The organism is Delftia tsuruhatensis, assembly GCF_903815225.1.
Lineage (GTDB): Bacteria > Pseudomonadota > Gammaproteobacteria > Burkholderiales > Burkholderiaceae_C > Comamonas > Comamonas tsuruhatensis_A.
The window spans coordinates 1,067,611-1,088,723 of record NZ_LR813084.1 but is presented as its reverse complement, the minus strand read 5'-3'; the positions used below and the strand labels follow the sequence as shown (position 1 = coordinate 1,088,723).

At 64.5% G+C, this 21,113-nt stretch carries 17 protein-coding genes; 14 read left to right on the top strand and 3 right to left on the bottom strand.

Translation table 11 applies throughout. The features are described from left to right. Positions 1-193 precede the first annotated feature (193 nt). From L1Z78_RS04925 to L1Z78_RS04890, 8 genes are all read left to right on the top strand, one after another. A complete protein-coding gene (locus L1Z78_RS04925) occupies positions 194-2,842 on the top strand; it encodes a type VI secretion system Vgr family protein (RefSeq protein ID WP_234640441.1) in 2,649 nt (882 codons plus the stop codon). A 43-nt stretch (positions 2,843-2,885) separates the two neighbouring features. Next, positions 2,886-3,203, top strand: coding sequence for a PAAR domain-containing protein (locus L1Z78_RS04920; RefSeq protein ID WP_234640440.1), 318 nt, complete (start codon positions 2,886-2,888; stop codon positions 3,201-3,203). A gap of 5 nt (positions 3,204-3,208) precedes the next feature. Beyond that, entirely contained in the window at positions 3,209-3,832 is a 624-nt protein-coding gene (locus L1Z78_RS04915; protein WP_234640439.1) for a DUF4123 domain-containing protein, read from the top strand. Continuing rightward, positions 3,823-4,221 carry a hypothetical protein gene (locus tag L1Z78_RS04910; protein WP_234640438.1) on the top strand — a complete coding sequence of 133 codons (399 nt, stop codon included), beginning with the start codon at positions 3,823-3,825 and terminating at the stop codon, positions 4,219-4,221. Before L1Z78_RS04915 ends, L1Z78_RS04910 begins: the two co-directional genes overlap by 10 nt. Beyond that, complete coding sequence (locus tag L1Z78_RS04905) at positions 4,218-5,195, top strand: pesticin C-terminus-like muramidase (protein ID WP_234640437.1); 978 nt, start codon at positions 4,218-4,220, stop codon at positions 5,193-5,195. Before L1Z78_RS04910 ends, L1Z78_RS04905 begins: the two co-directional genes overlap by 4 nt. 79 nt (positions 5,196-5,274) lie before the next feature. Further along, on the top strand, positions 5,275-5,874 hold the full coding sequence (locus tag L1Z78_RS04900) for a hypothetical protein (RefSeq protein ID WP_234640436.1): 600 nt from the start codon (positions 5,275-5,277) through the stop codon (positions 5,872-5,874). Positions 5,875-6,028: 154 nt separating this feature from the next. After that, positions 6,029-6,727 carry a hypothetical protein gene (locus L1Z78_RS04895; protein WP_234640435.1) on the top strand — a complete coding sequence of 233 codons (699 nt, stop codon included), beginning with the start codon at positions 6,029-6,031 and terminating at the stop codon, positions 6,725-6,727. A 308-nt stretch (positions 6,728-7,035) separates the two neighbouring features. Continuing rightward, positions 7,036-8,436, top strand: coding sequence for an RtcB family protein (locus tag L1Z78_RS04890; RefSeq protein WP_234640434.1), 1,401 nt, complete (start codon positions 7,036-7,038; stop codon positions 8,434-8,436). A 3-nt stretch (positions 8,437-8,439) separates the two neighbouring features. On the opposite strand, the gene L1Z78_RS04885 is transcribed toward L1Z78_RS04890, so the two are convergent. Continuing rightward, the gene (locus tag L1Z78_RS04885; RefSeq protein WP_234640433.1) at positions 8,440-10,365 is read right to left on the bottom strand and encodes a sigma-54-dependent Fis family transcriptional regulator; all 1,926 of its coding nucleotides are present in this window, start codon (positions 10,363-10,365) and stop codon (positions 8,440-8,442) included. Positions 10,366-10,664: 299 nt separating this feature from the next. On the opposite strand from L1Z78_RS04885, the gene L1Z78_RS04880 reads away from it, so the two are divergent. Then, on the top strand, positions 10,665-12,188 hold the full coding sequence (locus L1Z78_RS04880; RefSeq protein WP_234640432.1) for an aldehyde dehydrogenase family protein: 1,524 nt from the start codon (positions 10,665-10,667) through the stop codon (positions 12,186-12,188). 56 nt (positions 12,189-12,244) lie between these two features. After that, positions 12,245-12,628 carry a DUF779 domain-containing protein gene (locus L1Z78_RS04875; RefSeq protein WP_234640431.1) on the top strand — a complete coding sequence of 128 codons (384 nt, stop codon included), beginning with the start codon at positions 12,245-12,247 and terminating at the stop codon, positions 12,626-12,628. A 7-nt stretch (positions 12,629-12,635) separates the two neighbouring features. Here the strand turns inward: L1Z78_RS04875 and L1Z78_RS04870 are convergent, their stop codons facing one another. Further along, positions 12,636-13,220, bottom strand: coding sequence for a peroxiredoxin (locus L1Z78_RS04870; protein ID WP_234640430.1), 585 nt, complete (start codon positions 13,218-13,220; stop codon positions 12,636-12,638). Between the two features lie 92 nt (positions 13,221-13,312). Beyond that, on the bottom strand, positions 13,313-15,259 hold the full coding sequence (locus tag L1Z78_RS04865) for a sigma-54-dependent Fis family transcriptional regulator (protein ID WP_234640429.1): 1,947 nt from the start codon (positions 15,257-15,259) through the stop codon (positions 13,313-13,315). 322 nt (positions 15,260-15,581) lie between these two features. Here L1Z78_RS04865 and L1Z78_RS04860 point away from each other — a divergent pair, with 322 nt between their 5' ends. From L1Z78_RS04860 to groL, 4 genes are all read left to right on the top strand, one after another. After that, the gene (locus L1Z78_RS04860) at positions 15,582-17,384 is read left to right on the top strand and encodes an NAD(P)/FAD-dependent oxidoreductase (RefSeq protein ID WP_234640428.1); all 1,803 of its coding nucleotides are present in this window, start codon (positions 15,582-15,584) and stop codon (positions 17,382-17,384) included. A gap of 67 nt (positions 17,385-17,451) precedes the next feature. Beyond that, complete coding sequence (locus L1Z78_RS04855) at positions 17,452-18,525, top strand: 2,3-butanediol dehydrogenase (protein ID WP_234640427.1); 1,074 nt, start codon at positions 17,452-17,454, stop codon at positions 18,523-18,525. Positions 18,526-19,064: 539 nt separating this feature from the next. Beyond that, positions 19,065-19,355, top strand: a complete 291-nt coding sequence (groES, locus tag L1Z78_RS04850; RefSeq protein WP_234640426.1) for a co-chaperone GroES — start codon at positions 19,065-19,067, stop codon at positions 19,353-19,355. Between the two features lie 46 nt (positions 19,356-19,401). Then, positions 19,402-21,045 carry a chaperonin GroEL gene (gene groL, locus L1Z78_RS04845; RefSeq protein WP_234640425.1) on the top strand — a complete coding sequence of 548 codons (1,644 nt, stop codon included), beginning with the start codon at positions 19,402-19,404 and terminating at the stop codon, positions 21,043-21,045. Positions 21,046-21,113: the final 68 nt, after the last annotated feature.

The following is a 21,113-nucleotide window of genomic DNA, read 5'->3' as shown; positions in this document are numbered from 1 at the left end:
TCTTCAACACCTACTTTTCTCAGAATTTTCTGATTTCATCCCGGATATGTAATAACCAGTTACTTCAAGGGAATTCGTTCACTCCATAGCCCCAGCCTATCATCCGTCGACCGTGCATTTCCATGCACCAACCCATGTCCCGCCATGGCATTGCGGGCATCCGCGCTTTGCGCGCACGACAGGAGGGAACCGGATGTCTCAACGCACTTTCATTGCCCGCAGCCCGCTGGGAGACCAATTGGAATTCCGGTCCCTGATGGGCCAGGAGCACATTTCGCGGCTCTTCGAATTCCGCGTGCGCCTGATCAGCAAGCAGCCGGACATTGCCGCCAAGTCCCTGCTGGGCAAGGACATGAGCATAGAGATGGACCTGACCACCGAGATCCATGGAAGTGGCAAGCGATTTCTTTCAGGTCAGGTGACACAATTCACCTACACCGGCCGCGATGGAACCTTTTCCAGCTACGAGGCTGTATTGCGCCCCTGGCTATGGCACGCCACAAGACGTTCGGATTTCAGGATATTCCAGAACAAGACCGTGCCGGAAATCGTGCAGGAGGTGCTTGAACCCTATGGATTCGTCACGGAACTGCGGCTTGTGGGCAAATACCGCAGGCACGGCTACCTGGTGCAATACGGAGAAAGCGATTTCAATTTCGTCTCCCGCCTCATGGAAAAAGAAGGAATCTTCTACCTGTTCGCCCACCAATTGGGCCGGCATACCCTGCTGCTGGGCGATGACATAGGATCCGTCTCCTTCCTGCCCCACGGCCCGCGCACCATTCCCTATTACAGCAGCGACCGTGCCGGGCAGGTCAAGGACGAAGACCACGTGGACATGTTCGGGGCTTTCGAGGACATTGCCTCCGGCCGGTTCGCGGCCGACGACTACGACTTCGAGCAGCCCAGGGCCATGCTGGGCACCGGTGATGAGTTCCCCGCAGGCCACAGGGAAGACGACCGCGAGATCTTCGACTGGCCCGGCGGCTACACCGACCGCCGCCATGGCGAGGAATACGCCCGCATCCGCCTGGAACAGTTGCAGGTCCAGCGCGAAAGCGTGCGGGGCGAGGGCAATGCCCGCTGCATGGCGCCGGGCCATCTGTTCACCCTCTGCAAATACCCCCGGCAGGATCTGAACAAGGACTACCTGATCGAGACGGCCACCTACCGCTTCGAGGAGAACGCGCGCACCAGCGATGGCGCAGGCGGCAGCGGCCTTGCCGGGCGTGGCGGCACCGACAGCGCCACCACCTACCGCATCGGCTTCCATGCCGTGCCCAAGCGGGTGGCCTACCGCAGCCAGCGCAGCACGCCCAAGCCCCACACCACGGGCCCGCAGACGGCGGTGGTCACGGGCCCCGCGGGCGAGGAGATCCACACCGACAAATACGGCCGCGTGAAGGTGCAGTTCCACTGGGACCGCTACGGCAAGAGGGACGAGAACTCCAGTTGCTGGATCCGCGTCAGCCAGAACTGGGCGGGGGCGGGCTACGGCAGCATGCACATCCCGCGCATAGGGCAGGAGGTCATCGTCGACTTCCTCAACGGCGACCCGGACCATCCCATCATCACGGGCCGTGTCTACAACGCTATGGCCATGCCGCCCTGGGAGCTTCCGGCCAACAAGACGCAGTCGGGCATCAAGACGCGCTCCAGCCAGGGCGGCGTGCCGGGCGACGGCATGAAGAACAGCCCGGGCACGGCCAACGCCCTGCGCTTCGAGGACAAGGCCGGTGCCGAGCAGCTGTGGCTGCATGCGCAAAAGGACATGCTCGCCGAAGTGGAGTGCGACTCGGAGACCTGGATCGGCAGGGACCGCAGCAAGGTCGTGGACCGGGACGAATTCAACACCATCCACCGCGACAGGACGGAGGTGGTGGACCGCAACGAGAAGATCGACGTGCACGGCTGGCGCACCGAGGTGGTGGACCTGGACGAGACGCTGACCGTGCACCAGAACCGCCGAAGGACGGTGGACCTGGACGAGAGCCTGCACATCCGCCAATCCCGCCACAAGACCGTGGGCCAGCACGAAAAGGACAGCATAGGGCGCAACTGGTCCACCATGGTGGGGCGCTACAAGAGCGAGACCATTGGCATCGCCTGCCTGCAGAACGTGGGCATCGCCAGGGTGGTCAACATTGGCGCCGCCTACAGCGTGAATGTCGGGATGCTGATGAACACGCTGGTCGGCATGAACCAGAGTTCGCAGATCGGCCGGGACCAGAGTTTCAAGGTCGGCAACGATCATCACCTGGACGTCGGCAGGAACAGCCGTCTGTCGGCCGGCGATACGTTCCAGGCCGACATCGGCAAGTCGTGGAAAGTCCATGTGGGCCAGTACAGCCAGCACGCGGCGGGCACGGTGCTGATACGGACCGCGGGCGAGCATCTGGAACTGGCCTGTGGTGCCGCAAGAATCGTGCTGCGGGCCGATGGCGGCATCTACCTCTACGGCACGCACATCGAGATGCTGGCGGCCTCGGGGATACACGTGGACGCAGCCCAGGTCAAGGTGAACTGCGGCGCGGCCCAGGCCGCCCCCGAGGCACCTCCCCCACCCGCGCCTGCGGAACCCGACCCGGCCGTCCCGGGCCTCGATGACGCCATGGAGGGGCTGGCACAGGCGGCCTCCAGTCTCAAGGGCGCCCTGGGTGCCGTGCAGCAGATCAAGGGCCTGGTGCAGACCGCGAAAGCCATTGGCGGCGGGGATACCGGCGCCCTGACGGGCGCCATGGCCGGTGCATTGGGCGGCGCACTGGGCCGCCCACTGGGCAGCGCGCTAGCCCCCTCGGCCGCGCCCCCTGGCAGCACGCCTGGATTCAACCCGAATGCCTGACCCAGGGCATATCCCTCTGATTCCCCCAAACCAAGGAACGATCATGGGCCCACCCGCAGCACGACAAGGCGACTCCCATCCCGAAGGCCCCATCCTGGAGGGCAGCGCCGACATCCTCATCGGCTCGCAACCCGCCGCGCGCCTGAGCGACAAGGTGGGCCACAGGCGGGGCACCGAGACCATCACCGAAGGCGAGCCCACGGTGCTTTTCAATGGCCGGCCCGCTGCGCGCATGGGCGACATGGTGGCTTGCGGCGAAGTCATCACCAGCGGATGCGGCACGGTCTTCATCGGCAAGAGCCATGGGCAATGCCTGGTCCAGGCCGCCGAATCCGGCCAAAGCCTGGTCACGGACCTGTAGAGAAGATGCAGGGCCCCGCCGCTTCCCGGGTGGCATGGTCGCGGGAGCAGGACCAGCGCCACGCGCTGCTGCTGCAAGCCATGGCACCCGCACCCTGCCTGTATGCCGTGGTGGACTGCGCCTTGCACGGCAGCCTGTATGCACAGTTGCAGAACGAGCCCGCCGAAAGCGAAATCCAGTGCCTGTACGACGGCATGCCGGCCGTGCGGTACGCCCGCGTGGCCCCTTACCTGCTGCACGTGCACCGGAACAGCCCGATTTACCGCCGCTGGCTGGCCGAAGGCTGGCTGCAGCACTGGGGCATCTTCATCGCGGCAAGCCTGACGACACGGCAGATCAGGCGGCACCTCAAGAAATTCCTGACCGTGCGGCTTCCCGGATGGCAGACCGCTCACCTGCGCTTCTATGACCCGCGCGTGCTCTGCGGACTCCTCCAGCAGGCAGACCCCGGCCAGGTCCATGATCTGCTGCGCGTCCCCGGCGAAATGCCCTTTGCCACCTTCCTCGTACCGCAGACCGGCCAAAGCCTGGTGGCGTACTCCAGCCAGGGCAACGCCCTGTTCAACCGACTGACCCGGGCCAGCCATCTGCAAACCCGATACCACACGGTGGCCGAGCCATGTTCCTGAAGATCTCTGCGCACCAGCTGCGGCATCTCGACCGCCAGGCCGCCGCCCGCTCCCGCCAGGCATTCGCAGCCCTGGTACTCCAGCAATGGCAGCAGCACTTCGCCCTGCTCATGCCGGGCCTGCCTGCGCAGCCCCTGCCACAGATGCAGGCCCTGGTGGACGCGGCCTGCGACACCTGCTGCAACGCCGGTGTCACGCAAAAGCCGCAAGTCCTGCAGTTTGCGTTCGCCACGCTGCGCGCGGCGCACCTGGGCTGCTCTCCCGAGTTCATCCAAGAAATGAGCCGCTACTTCCTGCGCCACCAGGCCAGCCATCAGGCCGCGCAGGACTGGATAGACCATGTCCTGGCAGCCATCCCGGCGCCTGGCCCACCGCCCGCTGCACCATGAGTAAGAAAAAGACCCCGGCTTCTCCACCACCGCTCACGCCCGAGCAGCAAACCCATGCGCGCGAGAAAAACGAGGCATTGCAGGCCAGGCTTGAACCGGACGACTGGGACGAGGTCATGCGCCAGATCCTCAAGAGCTGCGGCACGGGCGCCATCGCCGATGGTGCCGTGCTGTCCTGCAAGACGGTACGGCGAACCAACTGCGCCGGCCCCACGCCCAAGGCCGGCAACCGCATGAGCCAGGCGACGGCGGACGCCATCAACGCCGAAGCCGGCACCGACATCGACTTCGACGAACTCGCCCAGTACGAAGGCGGCCAGGCCACCGAAGGCTATGTGCCCTGGTGGCCTCAGGGTGTGGGGGTCAAAGATGGCGTTATCAGCATCAACACCGCGCGCGTCAAGGGAAAGAAGGATGGCCCTCTCAGAGGCGCCAGCGCTTCGGGCGTGACCATTGGTACGGGGGTGGATCTGGGGCAGCAGGATCCCAAGGTCTATGCGGATCGACTGAAAAAGGCGGGAATCCCTCAAGCGCTGATCGACAAGCTCAAGCCATATATGAAGCTGAAGCGTGCGGAGGCATGCAAATATCTGCGAGAAAACCCCTTACGGATTACTAAAGAGGAGGCAGATCTAATTGACAAAGAAATGAAGAGCGAAAAATTAGAAACAGCAAAGCTTGGCTACGAGATCAATACGGAGTCTCTAGAAAATCCTAAAAATTTCGAGAATTTATCCAAGGAAGAGCAGACTGTACTATTTTCCAGAACATACCAAGACGGGAACATTACAAACAATTCTAGTTCAGGACTATCTAAATATATGGCCCAAGGCGATAAGAATAGAGCTGTAAATCAACTCAGCACGCAAAATTATCGAGGGATCGCACACAAGGACAGGATACCTAAAGAGCATGATTATCTCAACAAATCCTACAAAACAAAAATTCTTCCAAACGATCTCAAACCTCAATAGGAAACTGTTAATTTCAAAAATCACTGCATTGTTATTTTTTTTGACATCCTCTTGCTCCAGAGTTTATGCAAATGATCTTATGTTCGACAAAAACACCTTTCCACATACTCCGATGCACGGAACTTTTGTTGTAATAGAGACAATTCCAGATATCAGGGCGATCCCATCCAACCAATATTACCCAAGCCTATTCATGCCAGAACAAAGGGTCAAGTTTGAATATGATGGCGAGGTGGGTAGCGATTGGGAAGATTACTTTGAGTACAAGATGACAGTTTATCCACCCTACGATCCCAGGATGTGCTCGCAAAGCCATTGGCTGCACTATTGCAATGAAATTCATGGAACAAAAGAAATTCCAGCAATACCAGTCACACAAGATTTGATAATGACCACAGAAATAGCCAAAGATGAAGTCTACTTGTCACTCAGAGAATATTTCGTTAAACATGGACTAAAGCGCAAGGATTTTGTATATGAAGGCAACATCAGCGACGGAGGGGCTTCGTACATTTTTTACTTCAAGAACTGGAATACATTAATTAGTAGAACAGCATACTCCGAAGCCGACATAAGCTCCAAAACAAGAAATAAATCATCCAAGGCCCATGGAGTTATTCAAATTCTCAAACGTATTGATGAAAACGCTCGTATTCCATACCGCCCCATGACCAAGTAGCTTCAAACAAGGTTCTTTCCCTTGACTTTCATATCACCAGGATACGAAATCAGAAAGGTGATCTCAGGAAATTCATGTACCACAGTTCCACAAAGATCGAATTCCCAAGGAGCACGATTATCTAAACAAATCCCATCCAAAACAAATGAAAAATATGAATCTCAACAAAATAATTGAATTTACTCTAAAGAAAATTACATTCTATGTAGCTTGCACACTATTACTTTCACATGTTCACGCTGGGGATGATCTAATGTTTGACAAAAACCGGTTTCCACATACTCCAATGCACGGTACATTCATAGTAGTACAAACAATACCTGACTTGAGCAACATTCCAGCAAGCAGATATTATTCAAGTGTTTTCATGCCCCAACAAAGAGTGAAATTTGAATATGATGGTGAAGTCGGCAGTGATTGGGATGGATATTTTGAATATAAAATGACAGTATTCCCCCCATATGATAAAAGAATGTGCAGTCAAGATGATTGGCGTCACTACTGCAATGATTTTTCTGGTGTTTTAGGAATGCCCGCAAGGCCCATCACTCAAACAATAATACTCAGCGCCTCTAGAATAAAAAACCAAAAAGACATTAATGAATCAGAAGAACTAATACCATACGGATTAAAATTAAACGACTATATCTATGGAGGAAACACATCAGACGGCGGAGTGGTCTATGACAGCTTTTATTTTAATAACTGGAACACATTGATTAGCACTACCACATATTCCGATGCTAATTTGAGATCGAAGGCATTCAGTAAGGCAAAGGTCCACACAGCCATTCAAATACTGAAACGCGTAGACGAAAATGCGCGTATAGCCTACCGCCCCATGGTCAGATAGCTCCACTCAAGCCCTTCTCCCACTCCTCCACACCCCAGGACACGGCATCCAAACATATGCACGTGCACAGCCACACCCTGTACGCTGGCGCACGGACCGCCCCCATCCCCAGCAAATCCCGCGCATTCGACATGCACCGCCGGGCGGCTGGCGCCTCCCTGAAGGGCGGGCTATACTGCCGCCTGCTTTCTTGATCCAAGCTGCTGCAAGAAAGACGCTTTTCCGGGCATCTGCTGCCCGGATGTCTTTCATCGTCCGCACGAAACCGGACGCTGCGAGCGCCGTCCCGGCCTCGCGCCATTGCAGCCATGAACACTTCCCTGCGACTCCAGCGTGCCTTTGCACGCACGGGCATCTCCCTCGACTATCGCGACGGCATCTACCACGTGCGCGACGGCCAGGCCGAGGCCCATATCCTCCTGCCCGACAGCCTTCCCCTGGAGGACAAGGCCGTGCGCCAGTTGCTGGCCTTCGCGGCCGTGCGCCGCCATGACGGGCACGGCGGCGTGTGCAAGGCCTGCGCCACGCCCGATTTCCACCCCGGCACGGTGGCTCCCGTGGGCAGCGTGGTGGCCACGCCGCAGGACTTCGTCATTCCCGCGGCCATAGGCACGGACATCAACTGCAGCGTGCGCCTGCTGACCACCGGCGCACGGCTGGACCAGCTGGCGCCCCACAAGAGCCGGCTGGTGGAGCGCCTGACCGCCAGCCTGCTGGGCAGCGGGCGCGATGTGCCCGTGACGACGGCCGCCTTCCGCGCACTGTTCGATGTCGGGCCTTCGGCCTTCCTCGACCGCCTGGGCAAGGACGGACTGTGGGGCCACGCAGACAAGGAACGCCTGCACCGGGAACTTGACGCCTGCATCGGACTGGCGCATTTCGCGGGCGGCGCGCGCCACGCCCCCCACGCCTATCTGCAGGAACGCCACGCCGTGTTCCGCGATCCCTGCCTGGGCACCGTGGGATCGGGCAACCACTTCGTGGAGCTGCAGGTGGTCGACGAGGTGATCGACCGGCACGCGGCCTACCGGGCCGGCCTGCGCGCGGGCGACGTGGTGGTGATGATCCACAGCGGCTCGCGCGACCTGGGCTTTTTCGTGGGCCAGGCCTGGATGGACCGGGCCCGGGCCGAGTGGCCGCAGGGCATGAAGCACCCGGCCAGCGGCCTGTACGGACTGTCGGGTCCGCTGGCCGGCGAGTACCTGCAGGCCATGGGTGTGGCGGCGCGCTATGCCTGGGCCAACCGCGTCGTGCTGGCCGAACTGGTGCGCAAGGACCTGGAGCAGATCGTGGGCGCAGCGGATTCCCGCCTGGTGGTCGATGTGCCGCACAACGTGGTGTTGCAGGAGAACGGCATGAACATCCACCGCAAGGGCGCCACGCCGGCCCGCGCGGGCGATTTCGCGCTGATCCCCGGCTCCATGGGCGATGCCTCCTACCTGGTCACGGGCCTGGGTTCGGCCGACTGGCTCTGGTCCTGCAGCCATGGCGCGGGGCGGCGCATGCGCCGCCAGGCCCTGCGCGCCCTGCGCCCCGAGGCCCGCACCGAAGACCAGGGCTGGCAGTGCGTGACCTTGCGCGAGGAGCGCCGCATCGAGGAGGCGCCCGAGGCCTACAAGCCCATCGGCCCGGTGATCGAGTCGCAGGAGAGCGCGGGCCTGATCCAGGCCGCCGTGCGGCTGCGGCCCTGGATCACCTTCAAGGCCTGAGCTTCACGGCGCCCTGTCCCGCGCCAGCTTGCGGTACAGCGTCTGGCGGCTGATGCCCAGCATGCGCGCGGCCTGGCTGATGTTGCCCCGGCAGTTCTCCAGCGCTTGGCGAACCGCTGAGCGCGACAGCTCGTCGAGATTCTGCGCCGGGGCCGCCGGCGGCGTGGCCGGCGCCAGGCGCGCGCTCTTGTGCAGCTGCGCCTGGAAGTCGTCGGGCAGGTGCCGCCATTCGATGCAGTCCTCGCCCGGGTCCAGCATGGCGCATGCGGTTCTGAGCACGCTGGCGCACTGGCGCAGGTTGCCGGGCCAGTGGTAGGCCGTCAGGCGCGCGAGCAGGGCCGGCGCCAGATGCACGGGCTGCCCGGGCACGATGCCGTCCAGGATGCGCACGCACAGCGCCTCCAGGTCGGTGCGCTCGCGCAGCGGCGGCAGCTCCAGCGCCAGCCCGTTGATGCGGTAGTAGAGATCGGCTCGGAAGCGCCCCTGCTCCACCGCCAGCTCCAGCGCATGGTTGGAAGCACAGACCAGTGCGAAATCCACGGCCACGGGCGTGCCGCTGCCCAGCGGCACGACCTGTCGCTCCTGCAGCACGCGCAGCAGCCGCGCCTGCAGGGCCAGGGGCATGTCGCCGATCTCGTCAAGGAACAGGGTTCCGCCATCGGCATCGCGCAGCAGGCCCCGGCGGCCTTCGCGGCGCCCGCCGGTGAAGGCACCCGCCTCGTAGCCGAACAGCTCGGACTCGATCAATGCCTCGGGAATGGCCGCGCAGTTGATGGCGACGAAGGGGCCGGCGCGGCGCGGGCCGCTGTCATGGGAGGCACGCGCAAACCACTCCTTGCCCACGCCCGACTCGCCCTGGATCAGCAAGGCAATGGGTTTGTCCAGCACCCGCCGGGCACGGGAAGCGGCGGCGCGCCAGCGCGCATCGCCCGTATCCAGCCGCGCCAGCGCGTCTTCAGGCGCGGCCACCGCGACGGTTGCCGGCCTGGCCACAGGTCCGATGGTGTGGCGGTCCGGCACGAGGCGGCAAAACAGCGGCAAGCCTTCCAGCGTGCGCAGGGCCTGCGGCGCATCGGGCCTGAGCCTGTGGCGCGCCAGCAGTTGCTCCATGCCGCAGGCCAGCACCTGGTCCAGCGCCACGCCCCCGATGCGACCCGCATCAAGGCGCAGCAGCGCCAGCGCGCTGCGGTTGGCACCGACGATCCAGCCGTCCTGCGCCACCAGCACGATGGCCTCGGCCACCGTGCCAAGCCCTTCGGGATGGGCGTGCAGGTGCAGGCGCATGCCGCCCTGGCTTTCACAGGCCAGCAGGCGGTTCTCGATCATGTGGGCCGCCGTGCTCACCAGGCCCAGCGTATGGGCGCTGCCGCGGCCATGCTCGCTGGAGATGTCCAGGATACCCAGCAGTTGCCCGCTGCCAGAGAGGATGGGCGCGGCCGAGCAGGTCAGAAAGCCGTTGCGCTCCAGGAAATGCTCGCCACCCCGGACCTGCAGGGGCTGCATCTCGGCCAGCGCCGTGCCGATGGCATTGGTGCCGCGCTGGTCCTCGTGCCAGCAGGCGCCGCTGGTCAGGGCCACGCGCCCGGCCTTGTCCAGGAAATAGGGATCGCCGCAGGTATCGACCAGGGTGCCGCAGGGGCCCGAGAGCACGACCACGCTCTGGCTGTCGCGCACCTGCTCGAACAGGTATTCCATGATGGGACGCGAATGCGCGAGCAACTGCTGATGGCGGCCACGCAGCATGCGCAGCGCGTGCTGCTCCAGGTTGTCCGGCGGGCCCAGGCGGCCCGTGGGCTTGAGGCCCTGGTCGGCGCTGCGCTGCCATGAGCGCGCCAGGCGCTCGTCCAGCAGGCCGGCGGGGCAGCGGCCGGACTCCAGCAGATGCTGGCGGGCCTGCCGCAAGGCCAGGGAAGCGGAAGGGGTTGGCATGCTGTCTCCTGCTCGGGCGTCAGGGCGCCCTTTCGGGCCAGTATGGACCGAGGGCGGCGCGCGGGGCAATGCCGCAGACCTGACTGCCGTCCCGAGTGTTCCATTTCGTGACAGCTGTCCCGTGCTGGAACGTCTCGGATGGGGACAGTGCCCGCTGCGCGCGCCGGCCCGTGCGCATCGCCGCCCAATGCAATCAATGGCTTGCGCACCTGTCCTGGCTGGCACGCCTTTTGAATGGGTGTCCGTGTCCAGGGCCATGCGGCACCTGGATGCACACAACACCCATCGGAGACAGGCACATGACCGTTTACGCAGCCCCCGGCGCCGCCGGCGCCAAGATCGCCTACAAGGCACGGTACGACAACTTCATCGGCGGCAGGTTCGTGCCGCCCGTCAAGGAGCAGTATTTCGACGTGGTCACGCCCGTCAGCGGCAAGGTCTACACCCGTGCCGCGCGCTCCACGGCCGAGGACATCGAGCTGGCGCTGGATGCGGCCCACGCCGCCAGCGACGCCTGGGGCAGGACCAGCGCGGCCGAGCGCGCCAATATCCTGCTGAAGATCGCCGACCGCATCGAGGCCAACCTGGAGCTGCTGGCCTATGCCGAGACCGTGGACAACGGCAAGGCCATCCGCGAGACGCTGAACGCCGACATCCCGCTGACCGTCGATCATTTCCGCTACTTCGCGGGCTGCGTGCGCGCCCAGGAAGGCGCCCTGAGCCACATTGACGAGACCACGGTGGCCTATCACATCCAGGAGCCGCTGGGCGTGGTCGGCCAGATCATCCCCTGGAACTTCCCCATCCTCATGGCGGCCTGGAAGCTCGCTCCCGCGCTGGGCGCCGGCAACTGCGTGGTACTCAAGCCCGCGGAGTCCACGCCCATCAGCATCCTCATCCTGGCCGAGCTGATCGCCGATCTGCTGCCGCCCGGCGTGCTGAACATCGTCAACGGTTTCGGACGCGAGGCCGGCATGCCGCTGGCCACCAGCAAGCGCATCGCCAAGATCGCCTTCACGGGCTCGACCTCGACCGGCCGCGTGATCGCACAGGCCGCAGCCAACAACCTGATCCCGGCCACGCTGGAGCTGGGCGGCAAGTCGCCCAACATCTTCTTCGCCGATGTGATGGACAAGGACGATGCCTTCCTCGACAAGGCCATCGAAGGCCTGGTGCTGTTCGCCTTCAACCAGGGCGAGGTCTGCACCTGCCCCAGCCGCGCGCTGATCCAGGAAAGCATCTATGACCGCTTCATGGAGCGCGTGCTCCGGCGCGTGGCCGCCATCAGGCATGCCAACCCGCTGGACACGGACAGCATGATGGGCGCCCAGGCCTCCAGGGAGCAGCTGACCAAGATCCTGTCCTACCTGGACCTGGGCAAGCAGGAAGGTGCCGAGGTGCTGGCCGGCGGCGGCCAGGCCCATCTGGGCGGTGACCTGGAGGGCGGCTACTACGTGCAGCCCACGCTGTTCAAGGGTCACAACAAGATGCGCATCTTCCAGGAGGAGATCTTCGGCCCCGTGCTGGCCGTGACCACCTTCAAGGACGAGGCCGAGGCCCTGGCCATCGCCAACGACACGCTCTACGGCCTGGGCGCCGGCGTATGGAGCCGCAACGGCAACGTGGCCTACCGCATGGGCCGCGCCATCAAGGCCGGGCGCGTGTGGACCAACTGCTACCACGCCTATCCCGCGCACGCGGCCTTCGGCGGCTACAAGGAATCGGGCATAGGCCGTGAAACCCACAAGATGATGCTGGACCACTACCAGCAGACCAAGAACCTGCTGGTCAGCTACAGCGAGAACAAGCTGGGCTTCTTCTGATGTGAATGCGGCCGGCAGCCCACGGTGCGGCCGGCCGTACAGGAAAGGTCCACCCCATGGTCGACAAAGTGATTGCCACCGATGCCGCACTGGCGCTGATCGCCGACCTGCGGGCGCAGCACGGTCCGGTGTTCTTCCACCAGTCCGGCGGCTGCTGCGACAACAGCGCCGCCAACTGCTACCTGCCCGGCGAGCTGACGATAGGCGCTCAGGACGTGCTGCTCGGGCAGGTGGGCGGCGCGCCCTTCTACATCGGCAGGTCCCAGTACGAGTACTGGAAACACACCCAGCTCATCCTGGACGTGATCGAAGGCCAGGGCGGCACCTTCTCGCTGGAAGGCAGCACCGGCAAGGCCTTCCATACGCGGTCGCGGCTGTTCACGGACGAGGAATTCGCGGCCATCCAGGCCGATGAAGCCAGCGGCTCCACATTGACGTGAACAAGCCCTACCTGGCCAGCCGCTTGACCGCGGCCTCGGTCAGGCGCACATGCTCGTCCGGGTCCGAGCCGATGTGCACGAAGCCGACCTTGCCATCCTGGCCGATCACGTAGGAGATGCGGTCCGCCCGCCGGGGATCGGCGGCGGCCGAGGCGTCATAGGCGCGGATGGTCTTTGCCTGCGGGTCCGAGGCCACGGCGAACTGGTCACGGCAGGCCTCGGTGGAAAAGCGCTTGAGCGTCTCGATGTCGTCATGCGACATGCCCACCACCCGGGCCCCCATGGCCGCGAAACGTGGCGTGGCTTCCGCGAAGGCATGGGCCTCCATGGTGCAGCCCTGGGTGAAGGCCTTGGGGAAAAAGTACAGCACCACCGGCCCCTTGGCGAGCGCGGCCCCCATGTCGAAGTCGAAGGCCTTGCCGGCCACGGCGGCCGGCGCGGTGAAGCGCGGTGCGCTGTCGCCCACCTTGAGCGCGGCCTGGGCCAGCGGCGACAGCAGCAGCGCGGCGAGCAAGGGCACGGCCGCACGGGCACAGCGGCGCCCCAGTGACGAAGGAGGACGGATGGATTCGCGGCGGCGGACAGCGGGCATGCAAGGGCTCCTGAAACATGGGACTTTGCCCATTGTGACCAATCGGCCAAGGCCCTGCGGGCATGAGCATCCGCTTCGGGGTGAAGCCCGCCCTATGGCCCGCGCCACCGGGTCTGCCGCACGCCAAGCCGCAGCTGCTGGATGCGGCGATGGATGGTGGAGCGGCTGACGCCGAGCTGGCGGGCCGCCTCGGAGACGTTGCCCTGGCATTGCGCAAGCAGTTGTTCCAGCGCCTGCGCGGCGCCCTCGCCGGTGTTGCCTGACAAGGCAGTGCGCGGCGCAGCGCCTTGCAGCGCATCGGGCAGGTGCTCGGGCTCGATGCGGCCGTCGCCATCGTGGCCGCACAGGGCTGCGGCATAGCGCAGCGCGTTGTGCAGCTCGCGCAGGTTGCCGGGCCAGGCATGGGCGGCCAGCACGGCCCGGGCTGCGTCGCCCAGGTGCAGATGGCCGCCCAGGGTGGCCAGCATCCGGTCGGCAAGGGTCTGCAGGTCGCTGCGCTGGCGCAGCGCAGGCAGGTGCAGCTCGGCGGCGTTGAGGCGGTAGAGCAAGTCTTCGCGAAAGCTTCCACTGCGCACCAGCTCGGCCAGCGGCCGGTGCGAGGCCGAGATGAAGCGCACGGCCACCGCACGGGGTGCACGGGCGCCCAGCGGGGTGATTTCGGATTCGGACAGCACCCGCAGCAGCTTGGCCTGCAGGGCCAGCGGCATGTCGCCGATCTCGTCGAGAAACAGCGTGCCTTCGTGCGCCGCGGCGATCAGCCCTTCGCGGCCCTTGCTTGCGCCGCCGGTCCAGGTGCCGGGAAGGTAGCCGAACAGCTCGCTTTCCAGCAAGGCCTCGGGAATGGCTGCGCAGTTGATGGCGATGAAGGCGCCGCTGCGGCCGCTGCCGGCATGCAGTGCGCGGGCCAGGTATTCCTTGCCCGCGCCGGTCTCCCCCTGCACCAGGATGGGCAGCTCCTGCGGCGCGAGCCGGGCCGCCTTGTGCAGCAGCGTTTGCAATCCCGCATCGCCCGTGTCCAGCGCCTGCAGTGCGGCCGGCATGGGCGGCTGCGCGGGCCTTGCCTGGGCGTGCTGGCGACGGGTCTGGCGCTGCGGCTCCATGGCATGGGCAAAAAGGATGCTGCCGTCGCGGGCGCGGATGATGCGCTCCTGCGCCGGGCGATTGCGACGCAGCTCGGACAGGTGGCGCAGGTCCATGTCGAAGAAGCGCTCCAGCGGCTGGCCGATGAGGCTGCGGCGCTGGCGCCAGTCCAGCTGCGCGGCGGCGGCCAGCAGGCGGGCGCCCGCGTGGGTCATGGCGCGGATGCGGCCCCGTGCATCGACGCTGATGGAGGCGTCGGGATCGACGTCCAGGAAATCGGGCGACTGTGCCAGGCGCACCACCCAGTCCTGGCCGGACTGCGCCATCAGGTTGGCCTGCTCCACGCGCCGCGCCGCGGCCACGACGAGGTTGAGCGCCAGGTTCTGGCTGGCCCGCTCGGCGGGCGAGCGCAGCAGCGACAGGTCCAGCACCGCCGCCAGTTCGCCGCGCAGGTCGTAGATGGGTGCCGCCGTGCAGGACAGGCCGGTGTGGGTGAAGTCGAAATGGTCGCTCTGGTGCACGGTCAGCGCCTCGCCCGTTTCCAGGCAGGCGCCCACGGCCGAGGTGCCGGAATGGTCCTCGCGCCATTGCGCGCCCAGGTACAGGCCTGCGCGGCGCAGGTCGTCGGCGTCGGCCTCGTGCCCCAGGAAGTCCACGGCCACGCCGTGCCGGTCGGCCAGCAGCAGCACGTAGTCCAGACCCTTGAGCTGCTGGTACAGCCGCTCCAGCGCATGGCGTGCGATGTGGATCAGCGGCTCGGACTCCTCGCGGTGCGCACGCAGCTGGCCGTCGGTGACGATGTGGGCTTCGCTGGTATGCGTCGGGTCGAGCCGATGGTGGTCTATGCAGCGGCGCCAGCTGCGCAGCACGGCGCGGTCACGCTCCTGTCCACGCTGGGAGTAGCCCAGACCGAAGGCTTCGATTTCCTGGATGTGCGAGGCGTAGGACTGCAAAGGCATGGGGTGGAGTCGATGTGGACCTTGAACGTGCCGCAGAGGATTTTGTGCCCTGCGCGATGCCGGGCCAATGCAGATTTACCCACTGCCTCTGCTGCGTTGCAGCAAGCGTGCTGCGACAGGTGTCGCATGGCTGAGCCACCTGTCGCGCGCGGCCAGGGTGGACAACGAGCCACGGGACAAGGGGTTTGTACCCAGGGCTTGCAGGCAATTCATTGATTTGCCGGGCACGGCTTGCCTGTCGGGCGCGCCTGGCATGGTGATTGCGTAGGAACGCCTGCCCGGAAAAAAACCAGCGGGCATGACCACCCTCAAGGAGACAACCATGACAGATACGACGGCTGCCGCCCGTGCCCAGGCGCTGCTTGGCCAGCTCAACCATTCTTTGGCGGACCGCGACTTCGCGGCCGCCAGCCGCCTGTTCGCCGACGAATGCTACTGGCGCGACCTGGTGCTGCTGACCTGGAACATCAAGACCATGGAGGGACGCGGGCAGATCGCCGACATGCTGGCTGCGCAGCTGGACGCCGCGGCGCCCGTGCGCTTTTCGCTGGACGAGCGCGAAGCGGTGGAGGAGGCCGATGGTGTGGTGTCCGCCTGGATCGTGATCGACACACGGCATGCGCGCGGCGGCGGTCACATCCGCATCAGGGGCGGGAAGATCTGGACGCTGCTGACGACTGCCCAGGAGCTCAAGGGGCATGAGGAACCCTTGGGAACACGCCGCCCCATGGGGGCCGAGCACGGCATCCGGCGCGGCCGCCAGACCTGGCTGGAGCGCCGCCAGAAGGAAGCAGAGGAGCTGGGCCGCGACAGGCAGCCCTTCGTGCTGGTCATCGGCGGCGGCCAGGGCGGCATCGCGCTGGGTGCCCGGCTGCGCCAGCTGGGGGTCTCGCACATCGTCATCGACCGCCAGGCGCGCCCTGGCGACCAATGGCGCAATCGCTACAAGTCGCTGTGCCTGCACGATCCGGTCTGGTACGACCACCTGCCCTACATGCCGTTTCCGGACAACTGGCCCGTGTTCGCGCCCAAGGACAAGATCGGCGACTGGCTGGAGATGTACACCAAGGTGATGGAGGTGAACTACTGGCCGTCCACCGAGTGCCTGAACGCCCGCTTCGACGAGGACCGGCAGGAGTGGGAGGTCACCGTGGAGCGCGATGGTGAAAAGCAGGTGCTGCGCCCCAGACACCTGGTGTTCGCCACGGGCATGTCGGGCAAGGCGAATGTGCCCAGGATCCAGGGCCAGGATGTCTTCCGGGGCGAGCAGCAGCACTCGTCCCGGCACCCCGGCCCGGATGCCTATGCGGGCAGGAAGGTGGTGGTGATCGGCGCCAACAACTCCGCGCACGACATCTGCGCGGCCCTGTGGGAGCATGGCGCGGATGTGACCATGGTGCAGCGCTCGTCCACGCACATCGTGCGTTCCGATTCGCTGATGGACATCGGCCTGGGCGACCTGTATTCGGAACGCGCCGTGGCCAACGGCGTGACGACCCGCAAGGCGGACCTGATCTTCGCCTCCCTGCCCTACCGCATCATGGCCAACTTCCAGGTGCCGGTGTACGACCGCATCCGCGAGCGCGATGCGGACTTCTACCGCAAGCTGGAGGCCACCGGCTTCATGCTGGACTTCGGCGATGACGGCTCCGGCCTTTTCATGAAGTACCTGCGGCGCGCATCGGGCTACTACATCGACGTGGGTGCCTGCGATCTGGTGATCGACGGCAGCATCAAGCTGCAGGCGGGCAAGCAGATCAGCCACCTGTCGGAAAACGCGGTGGTGCTGGACGACGGTACCGAGCTGCCGGCCGACCTGGTGGTCTACGCCACCGGCTATGGCTCGATGAACGGCTGGGTTGCCGACCTGATCAGCCAGGAGGTGGCGGACAAGGTGGGCAAGGTCTGGGGCCTGGGCTCGGACACCACCAAGGACCCGGGGCCGTGGGAGGGCGAGCAGCGCAACATGTGGAAGCCCACGCAGCAGGAGGCGCTGTGGTTCCACGGCGGCAATCTGCACCAGTCGCGCCATTACTCGCTGTACCTGGCGCTGCAGCTCAAGGCGCGCCAGGAAGGCCTGCCCGTGCGTGTCTATGACCTGCAACAAGTCCACCACCTGAGATAGGCCCGAATAATCCCCATGGGCGGCCATGCCGCCCATCGATACAGACTGACAGAAAGAAAGTCCCATCATGAAAGCAGCACGTTTCCACGACCGCGGCGACATCCGCATCGAAGACATTCCCGAGCCTGTTGTGGAGCCCGGCACCGTAGGCATCGAGGTGGCCTGGTGCGGCATCTGCGGCACGGATCTGCACGAGTTCATGGAAGGGCCGATCTTCATCCCGCCCTGCGGCCATCCGCATCCCATCTCGGGTGAGTCCGCCCCCGTCACCATGGGGCACGAGTTCTCCGGCGTGGTCTATGCCGTGGGCGAAGGGGTCGACGACATCCAGGTCGGCCAGCACGTGGTGGTGGAGCCCTACATCGTGGCCGACGATGTGCCCACGGGGCCGGGTGACAACTACCACCTGTCCAAGGACATGAACTTCATCGGTCTGGGCGGGCGTGGCGGCGGGCTGGCCGAGCGGATCGCCGTCAAGCGCCGCTGGGTGCATCCGATCTCCGAGACCATCCCGCTGGACCAGGCCGCGCTGATCGAGCCGCTGTCCGTGGGCCACCATGCCTACACCCGCAGCGGAGCCCAGGCGGGCGACGTGGCGCTGGTGGGCGGGGCCGGCCCCATCGGCCTGCTGCTGTCCGCCATCCTGAAGGCCAAGGGCCTGACCGTCATCGTCACCGAGCTGAGCGCCAGGCGCAAACAGAAGGCGCGTGAGTCCGGCGTGGCCGATCACATCCTGGACCCGTCCGAAGTGGACGTGGTGGCCGAGGTGATGAAGATCACGGGCGGCAAGGGCGTGGATGTGGCCTTCGAATGCTCCAGCGTCAACAAGGTCCTGGACACGCTGGTGGCCGCGACCAAGGCCACGGGCGTGGTGGTCATCGTATCCATCTGGAGCCATCCCGCCACCATCAACGTGCACAGCGTGGTCATGAAGGAACTGGACGTGCGCGGCACCATCGCGTACTGCAACGACCACCAGGAGACCATCAAGCTGGTCGAGCAGGGCAAGATCGACCTGGAGCCCTTCATCACCCAGCGCATCCAGCTCGATGACCTGGTGGCGCAGGGCTTCGACACGCTGATCCACAACAACGAGTCGGCGGTGAAGATCGTCGTGCAGCCGAGGTTCAAGGCCCGGTAACCGCCGCCTGGGGCGTCCGTGACCGAACCATGGTCACGGTCTCCCCTGGCGACTCGCGCCGGCACAAGACCGATCAGGCTGGGCGGCCGCCCCCCGCAGCCCGTAGGACGCATGCCGGCGCTGGCGGCCGTTGGCGCCATCGTCCATGCACAGATGGGCCAGCCTGTCGATGAAGCCATGGAGTGCTCCAGGGCGTCGATCGAGGGGGTGGTAAATCCCCTCAGGACCGAAGGGGACTCGGGGATCTGGCGCGCGAGGTCCGGACGCCGGGACGATTGCTGAATCGCCATGGCCATCGCAAACGGCCTGTCCACTCCTGCAGGCGAACGCCGAACCGGCATCGACGAGGTTGCCGTCGACGTGCAGGCGCACCACACCCCCTCCTGACCCACCCCACCCCTTGAAACCTGGCGGAATTGCCTTATTATTAGCACTCGTCGGGCATGAGTGCTAACAGCCTCGCCCGCATTGCTTCCGAATGCCGGTCCGCCCGGACCGGCAAGTCTTTGTTTCAACTTTGTTGATGATTAGGAGTTGGTATGAACCTGCGTCCCCTGCACGATCGCGTGATCGTCAAGCGCCTCGAGAACGAAACCAAGACGGCCTCGGGCATCGTGATCCCCGACAACGCCGCCGAGAAGCCTGACCAGGGTGAAGTGCTGGCCGTGGGCCCCGGCAAGAAGAACGACAAGGGTGAGCTGATCGCCCTGAACGTGAAGGTCGGCGACCGCGTTCTGTTCGGCAAGTACAGCGGCCAGACCGTCAAGGTCCATGGCGACGAACTGCTGGTGATGAAGGAAGACGACCTGTTCGCAGTCGTCGAGAAGTAATCCGCTTCCCTGCACCGCACTTTCCAACTGAATCCGGAGAATTGAAATGGCAGCAAAAGACGTAGTTTTCGGCGGCGAAGCACGCGCCCGCATGGTTGAAGGCGTGAACATCCTGGCCAACGCGGTCAAGGTCACCCTGGGCCCCAAGGGCCGCAACGTGGTGCTGGAGCGCTCCTTCGGCGCCCCCACCGTGACCAAGGACGGCGTGTCCGTGGCCAAGGAAGTTGAACTCAAGGACAAGCTGCAGAACATGGGCGCCCAGCTCGTGAAGGAAGTGGCTTCCAAGACCAACGACATCGCCGGCGACGGCACGACCACCGCCACCGTGCTGGCACAGGCCATCGTCCGCGAAGGCACCAAGTACGTGGCCGCCGGCCTGAACCCCATGGACCTGAAGCGCGGCATCGACAAGGCTGTCGCCGCCCTGGTGGAAGAGCTGAAGAAGCAGTCGAAGGCCACCACCACCTCCAAGGAAATCGCCCAAGTGGGTTCGATCTCCGCCAACTCCGACGAATCCGTGGGCAGCATCATTGCCGAAGCCATGGACAAGGTCGGCAAGGAAGGCGTGATCACCGTTGAAGAAGGCAAGTCGCTGGCCAACGAACTCGACGTCGTCGAGGGCATGCAGTTCGACCGCGGCTACCTGTCGCCCTACTTCATCAACAACCCCGAAAAGCAGGTCGCCCTGCTGGACAACCCCTTCGTGCTGCTGTTCGACAAGAAGATCAGCAACATCCGCGACCTGCTGCCCACGCTGGAAGCCGTGGCCAAGGCCGGCCGTCCCCTGCTGATCATTGCGGAAGACGTCGAAGGCGAAGCCCTGGCGACGCTGGTGGTCAACACCATCCGCGGCATCCTGAAGGTCGTGGCCGTCAAGGCGCCCGGCTTCGGCGACCGCCGCAAGGCCATGCTGGAAGACATCGCCATCCTGACCGGCGGCAAGGTCATCGCTGAAGAAGTGGGCCTGGCGCTGGACAAGGTGACGCTGGAAGACCTGGGCCAGGCTGCCCGCGTCGAGATCGGCAAGGAAAACACCACCATCATCGACGGCGCAGGCAAGGCTGACGAAATCGAGGCCCGCGTCAAGCAGATCCGCATCCAGATCGAGGAAGCCACCAGCGACTACGACCGCGAAAAGCTGCAAGAGCGCGTGGCCAAGCTGGCCGGCGGCGTGGCCGTGATCAAGGTCGGCGCTGCCACCGAAGTCGAGATGAAGGAAAAGAAGGCCCGCGTCGAAGACGCCCTGCACGCCACCCGCGCTGCCGTGGAAGAAGGCATCGTGGCCGGCGGCGGCGTGGCCCTGCTGCGCGCCAAGCAGGCCGTGGGCGAGCTGTCCACCGGCAATGCCGAGCAGGACGCCGGCATCAAGCTGATCCTGAAGGCTGTCGAGGCTCCGCTGCGCGAGATCGTGGCCAACGCCGGTGGCGAACCCTCCGTGGTGGTCAACGCCGTGCTCAACGGCAAGGGCAACTACGGCTTCAACGCCGCCAACGACACCTACGGCGACATGCTGGAAATGGGTATCCTGGACCCGACCAAGGTGACCCGCACGGCCCTGCAGAACGCCGCTTCCGTGGCTTCGCTGCTGCTGACGACCGAAGCGATGATCGCCGAGTCGCCCAAGGCCGAGGCAGCCCCCGCCATGCCCGACATGGGCGGCATGGGTGGCATGGGCGGCATGGGCATGTAATTGCCCGCCGCGCAGCCGGCAGCGCCTTGCGCGCCTGCCGGTTGGCCCCGCAAGAACAAAGGCCGCCT

What these genes read in the sequence shown, in the direction of transcription:
- L1Z78_RS04925 (WP_234640441.1), top strand. Translation starts at nt 194, where the DNA reads ATGTCTCAACGCACTTTCATTGCCCGCAGCCCGCTGGGAGACCAATTG.
- L1Z78_RS04920 (WP_234640440.1), top strand. Translation starts at nt 2,886, where the DNA reads ATGGGCCCACCCGCAGCACGACAAGGCGACTCCCATCCCGAAGGCCCC.
- L1Z78_RS04915 (WP_234640439.1), top strand. Translation starts at nt 3,209, where the DNA reads ATGCAGGGCCCCGCCGCTTCCCGGGTGGCATGGTCGCGGGAGCAGGAC.
- L1Z78_RS04910 (WP_234640438.1), top strand. Translation starts at nt 3,823, where the DNA reads ATGTTCCTGAAGATCTCTGCGCACCAGCTGCGGCATCTCGACCGCCAG.
- L1Z78_RS04905 (WP_234640437.1), top strand. Translation starts at nt 4,218, where the DNA reads ATGAGTAAGAAAAAGACCCCGGCTTCTCCACCACCGCTCACGCCCGAG.
- L1Z78_RS04900 (WP_234640436.1), top strand. Translation starts at nt 5,275, where the DNA reads ATGTTCGACAAAAACACCTTTCCACATACTCCGATGCACGGAACTTTT.
- L1Z78_RS04895 (WP_234640435.1), top strand. Translation starts at nt 6,029, where the DNA reads ATGAATCTCAACAAAATAATTGAATTTACTCTAAAGAAAATTACATTC.
- L1Z78_RS04890 (WP_234640434.1), top strand. Translation starts at nt 7,036, where the DNA reads ATGAACACTTCCCTGCGACTCCAGCGTGCCTTTGCACGCACGGGCATC.
- L1Z78_RS04885 (WP_234640433.1), bottom strand. Translation starts at nt 10,365, where the DNA reads ATGCCAACCCCTTCCGCTTCCCTGGCCTTGCGGCAGGCCCGCCAGCAT.
- L1Z78_RS04880 (WP_234640432.1), top strand. Translation starts at nt 10,665, where the DNA reads ATGACCGTTTACGCAGCCCCCGGCGCCGCCGGCGCCAAGATCGCCTAC.
- L1Z78_RS04875 (WP_234640431.1), top strand. Translation starts at nt 12,245, where the DNA reads ATGGTCGACAAAGTGATTGCCACCGATGCCGCACTGGCGCTGATCGCC.
- L1Z78_RS04870 (WP_234640430.1), bottom strand. Translation starts at nt 13,220, where the DNA reads ATGCCCGCTGTCCGCCGCCGCGAATCCATCCGTCCTCCTTCGTCACTG.
- L1Z78_RS04865 (WP_234640429.1), bottom strand. Translation starts at nt 15,259, where the DNA reads ATGCCTTTGCAGTCCTACGCCTCGCACATCCAGGAAATCGAAGCCTTC.
- L1Z78_RS04860 (WP_234640428.1), top strand. Translation starts at nt 15,582, where the DNA reads ATGACAGATACGACGGCTGCCGCCCGTGCCCAGGCGCTGCTTGGCCAG.
- L1Z78_RS04855 (WP_234640427.1), top strand. Translation starts at nt 17,452, where the DNA reads ATGAAAGCAGCACGTTTCCACGACCGCGGCGACATCCGCATCGAAGAC.
- groES (WP_234640426.1), top strand. Translation starts at nt 19,065, where the DNA reads ATGAACCTGCGTCCCCTGCACGATCGCGTGATCGTCAAGCGCCTCGAG.
- groL (WP_234640425.1), top strand. Translation starts at nt 19,402, where the DNA reads ATGGCAGCAAAAGACGTAGTTTTCGGCGGCGAAGCACGCGCCCGCATG.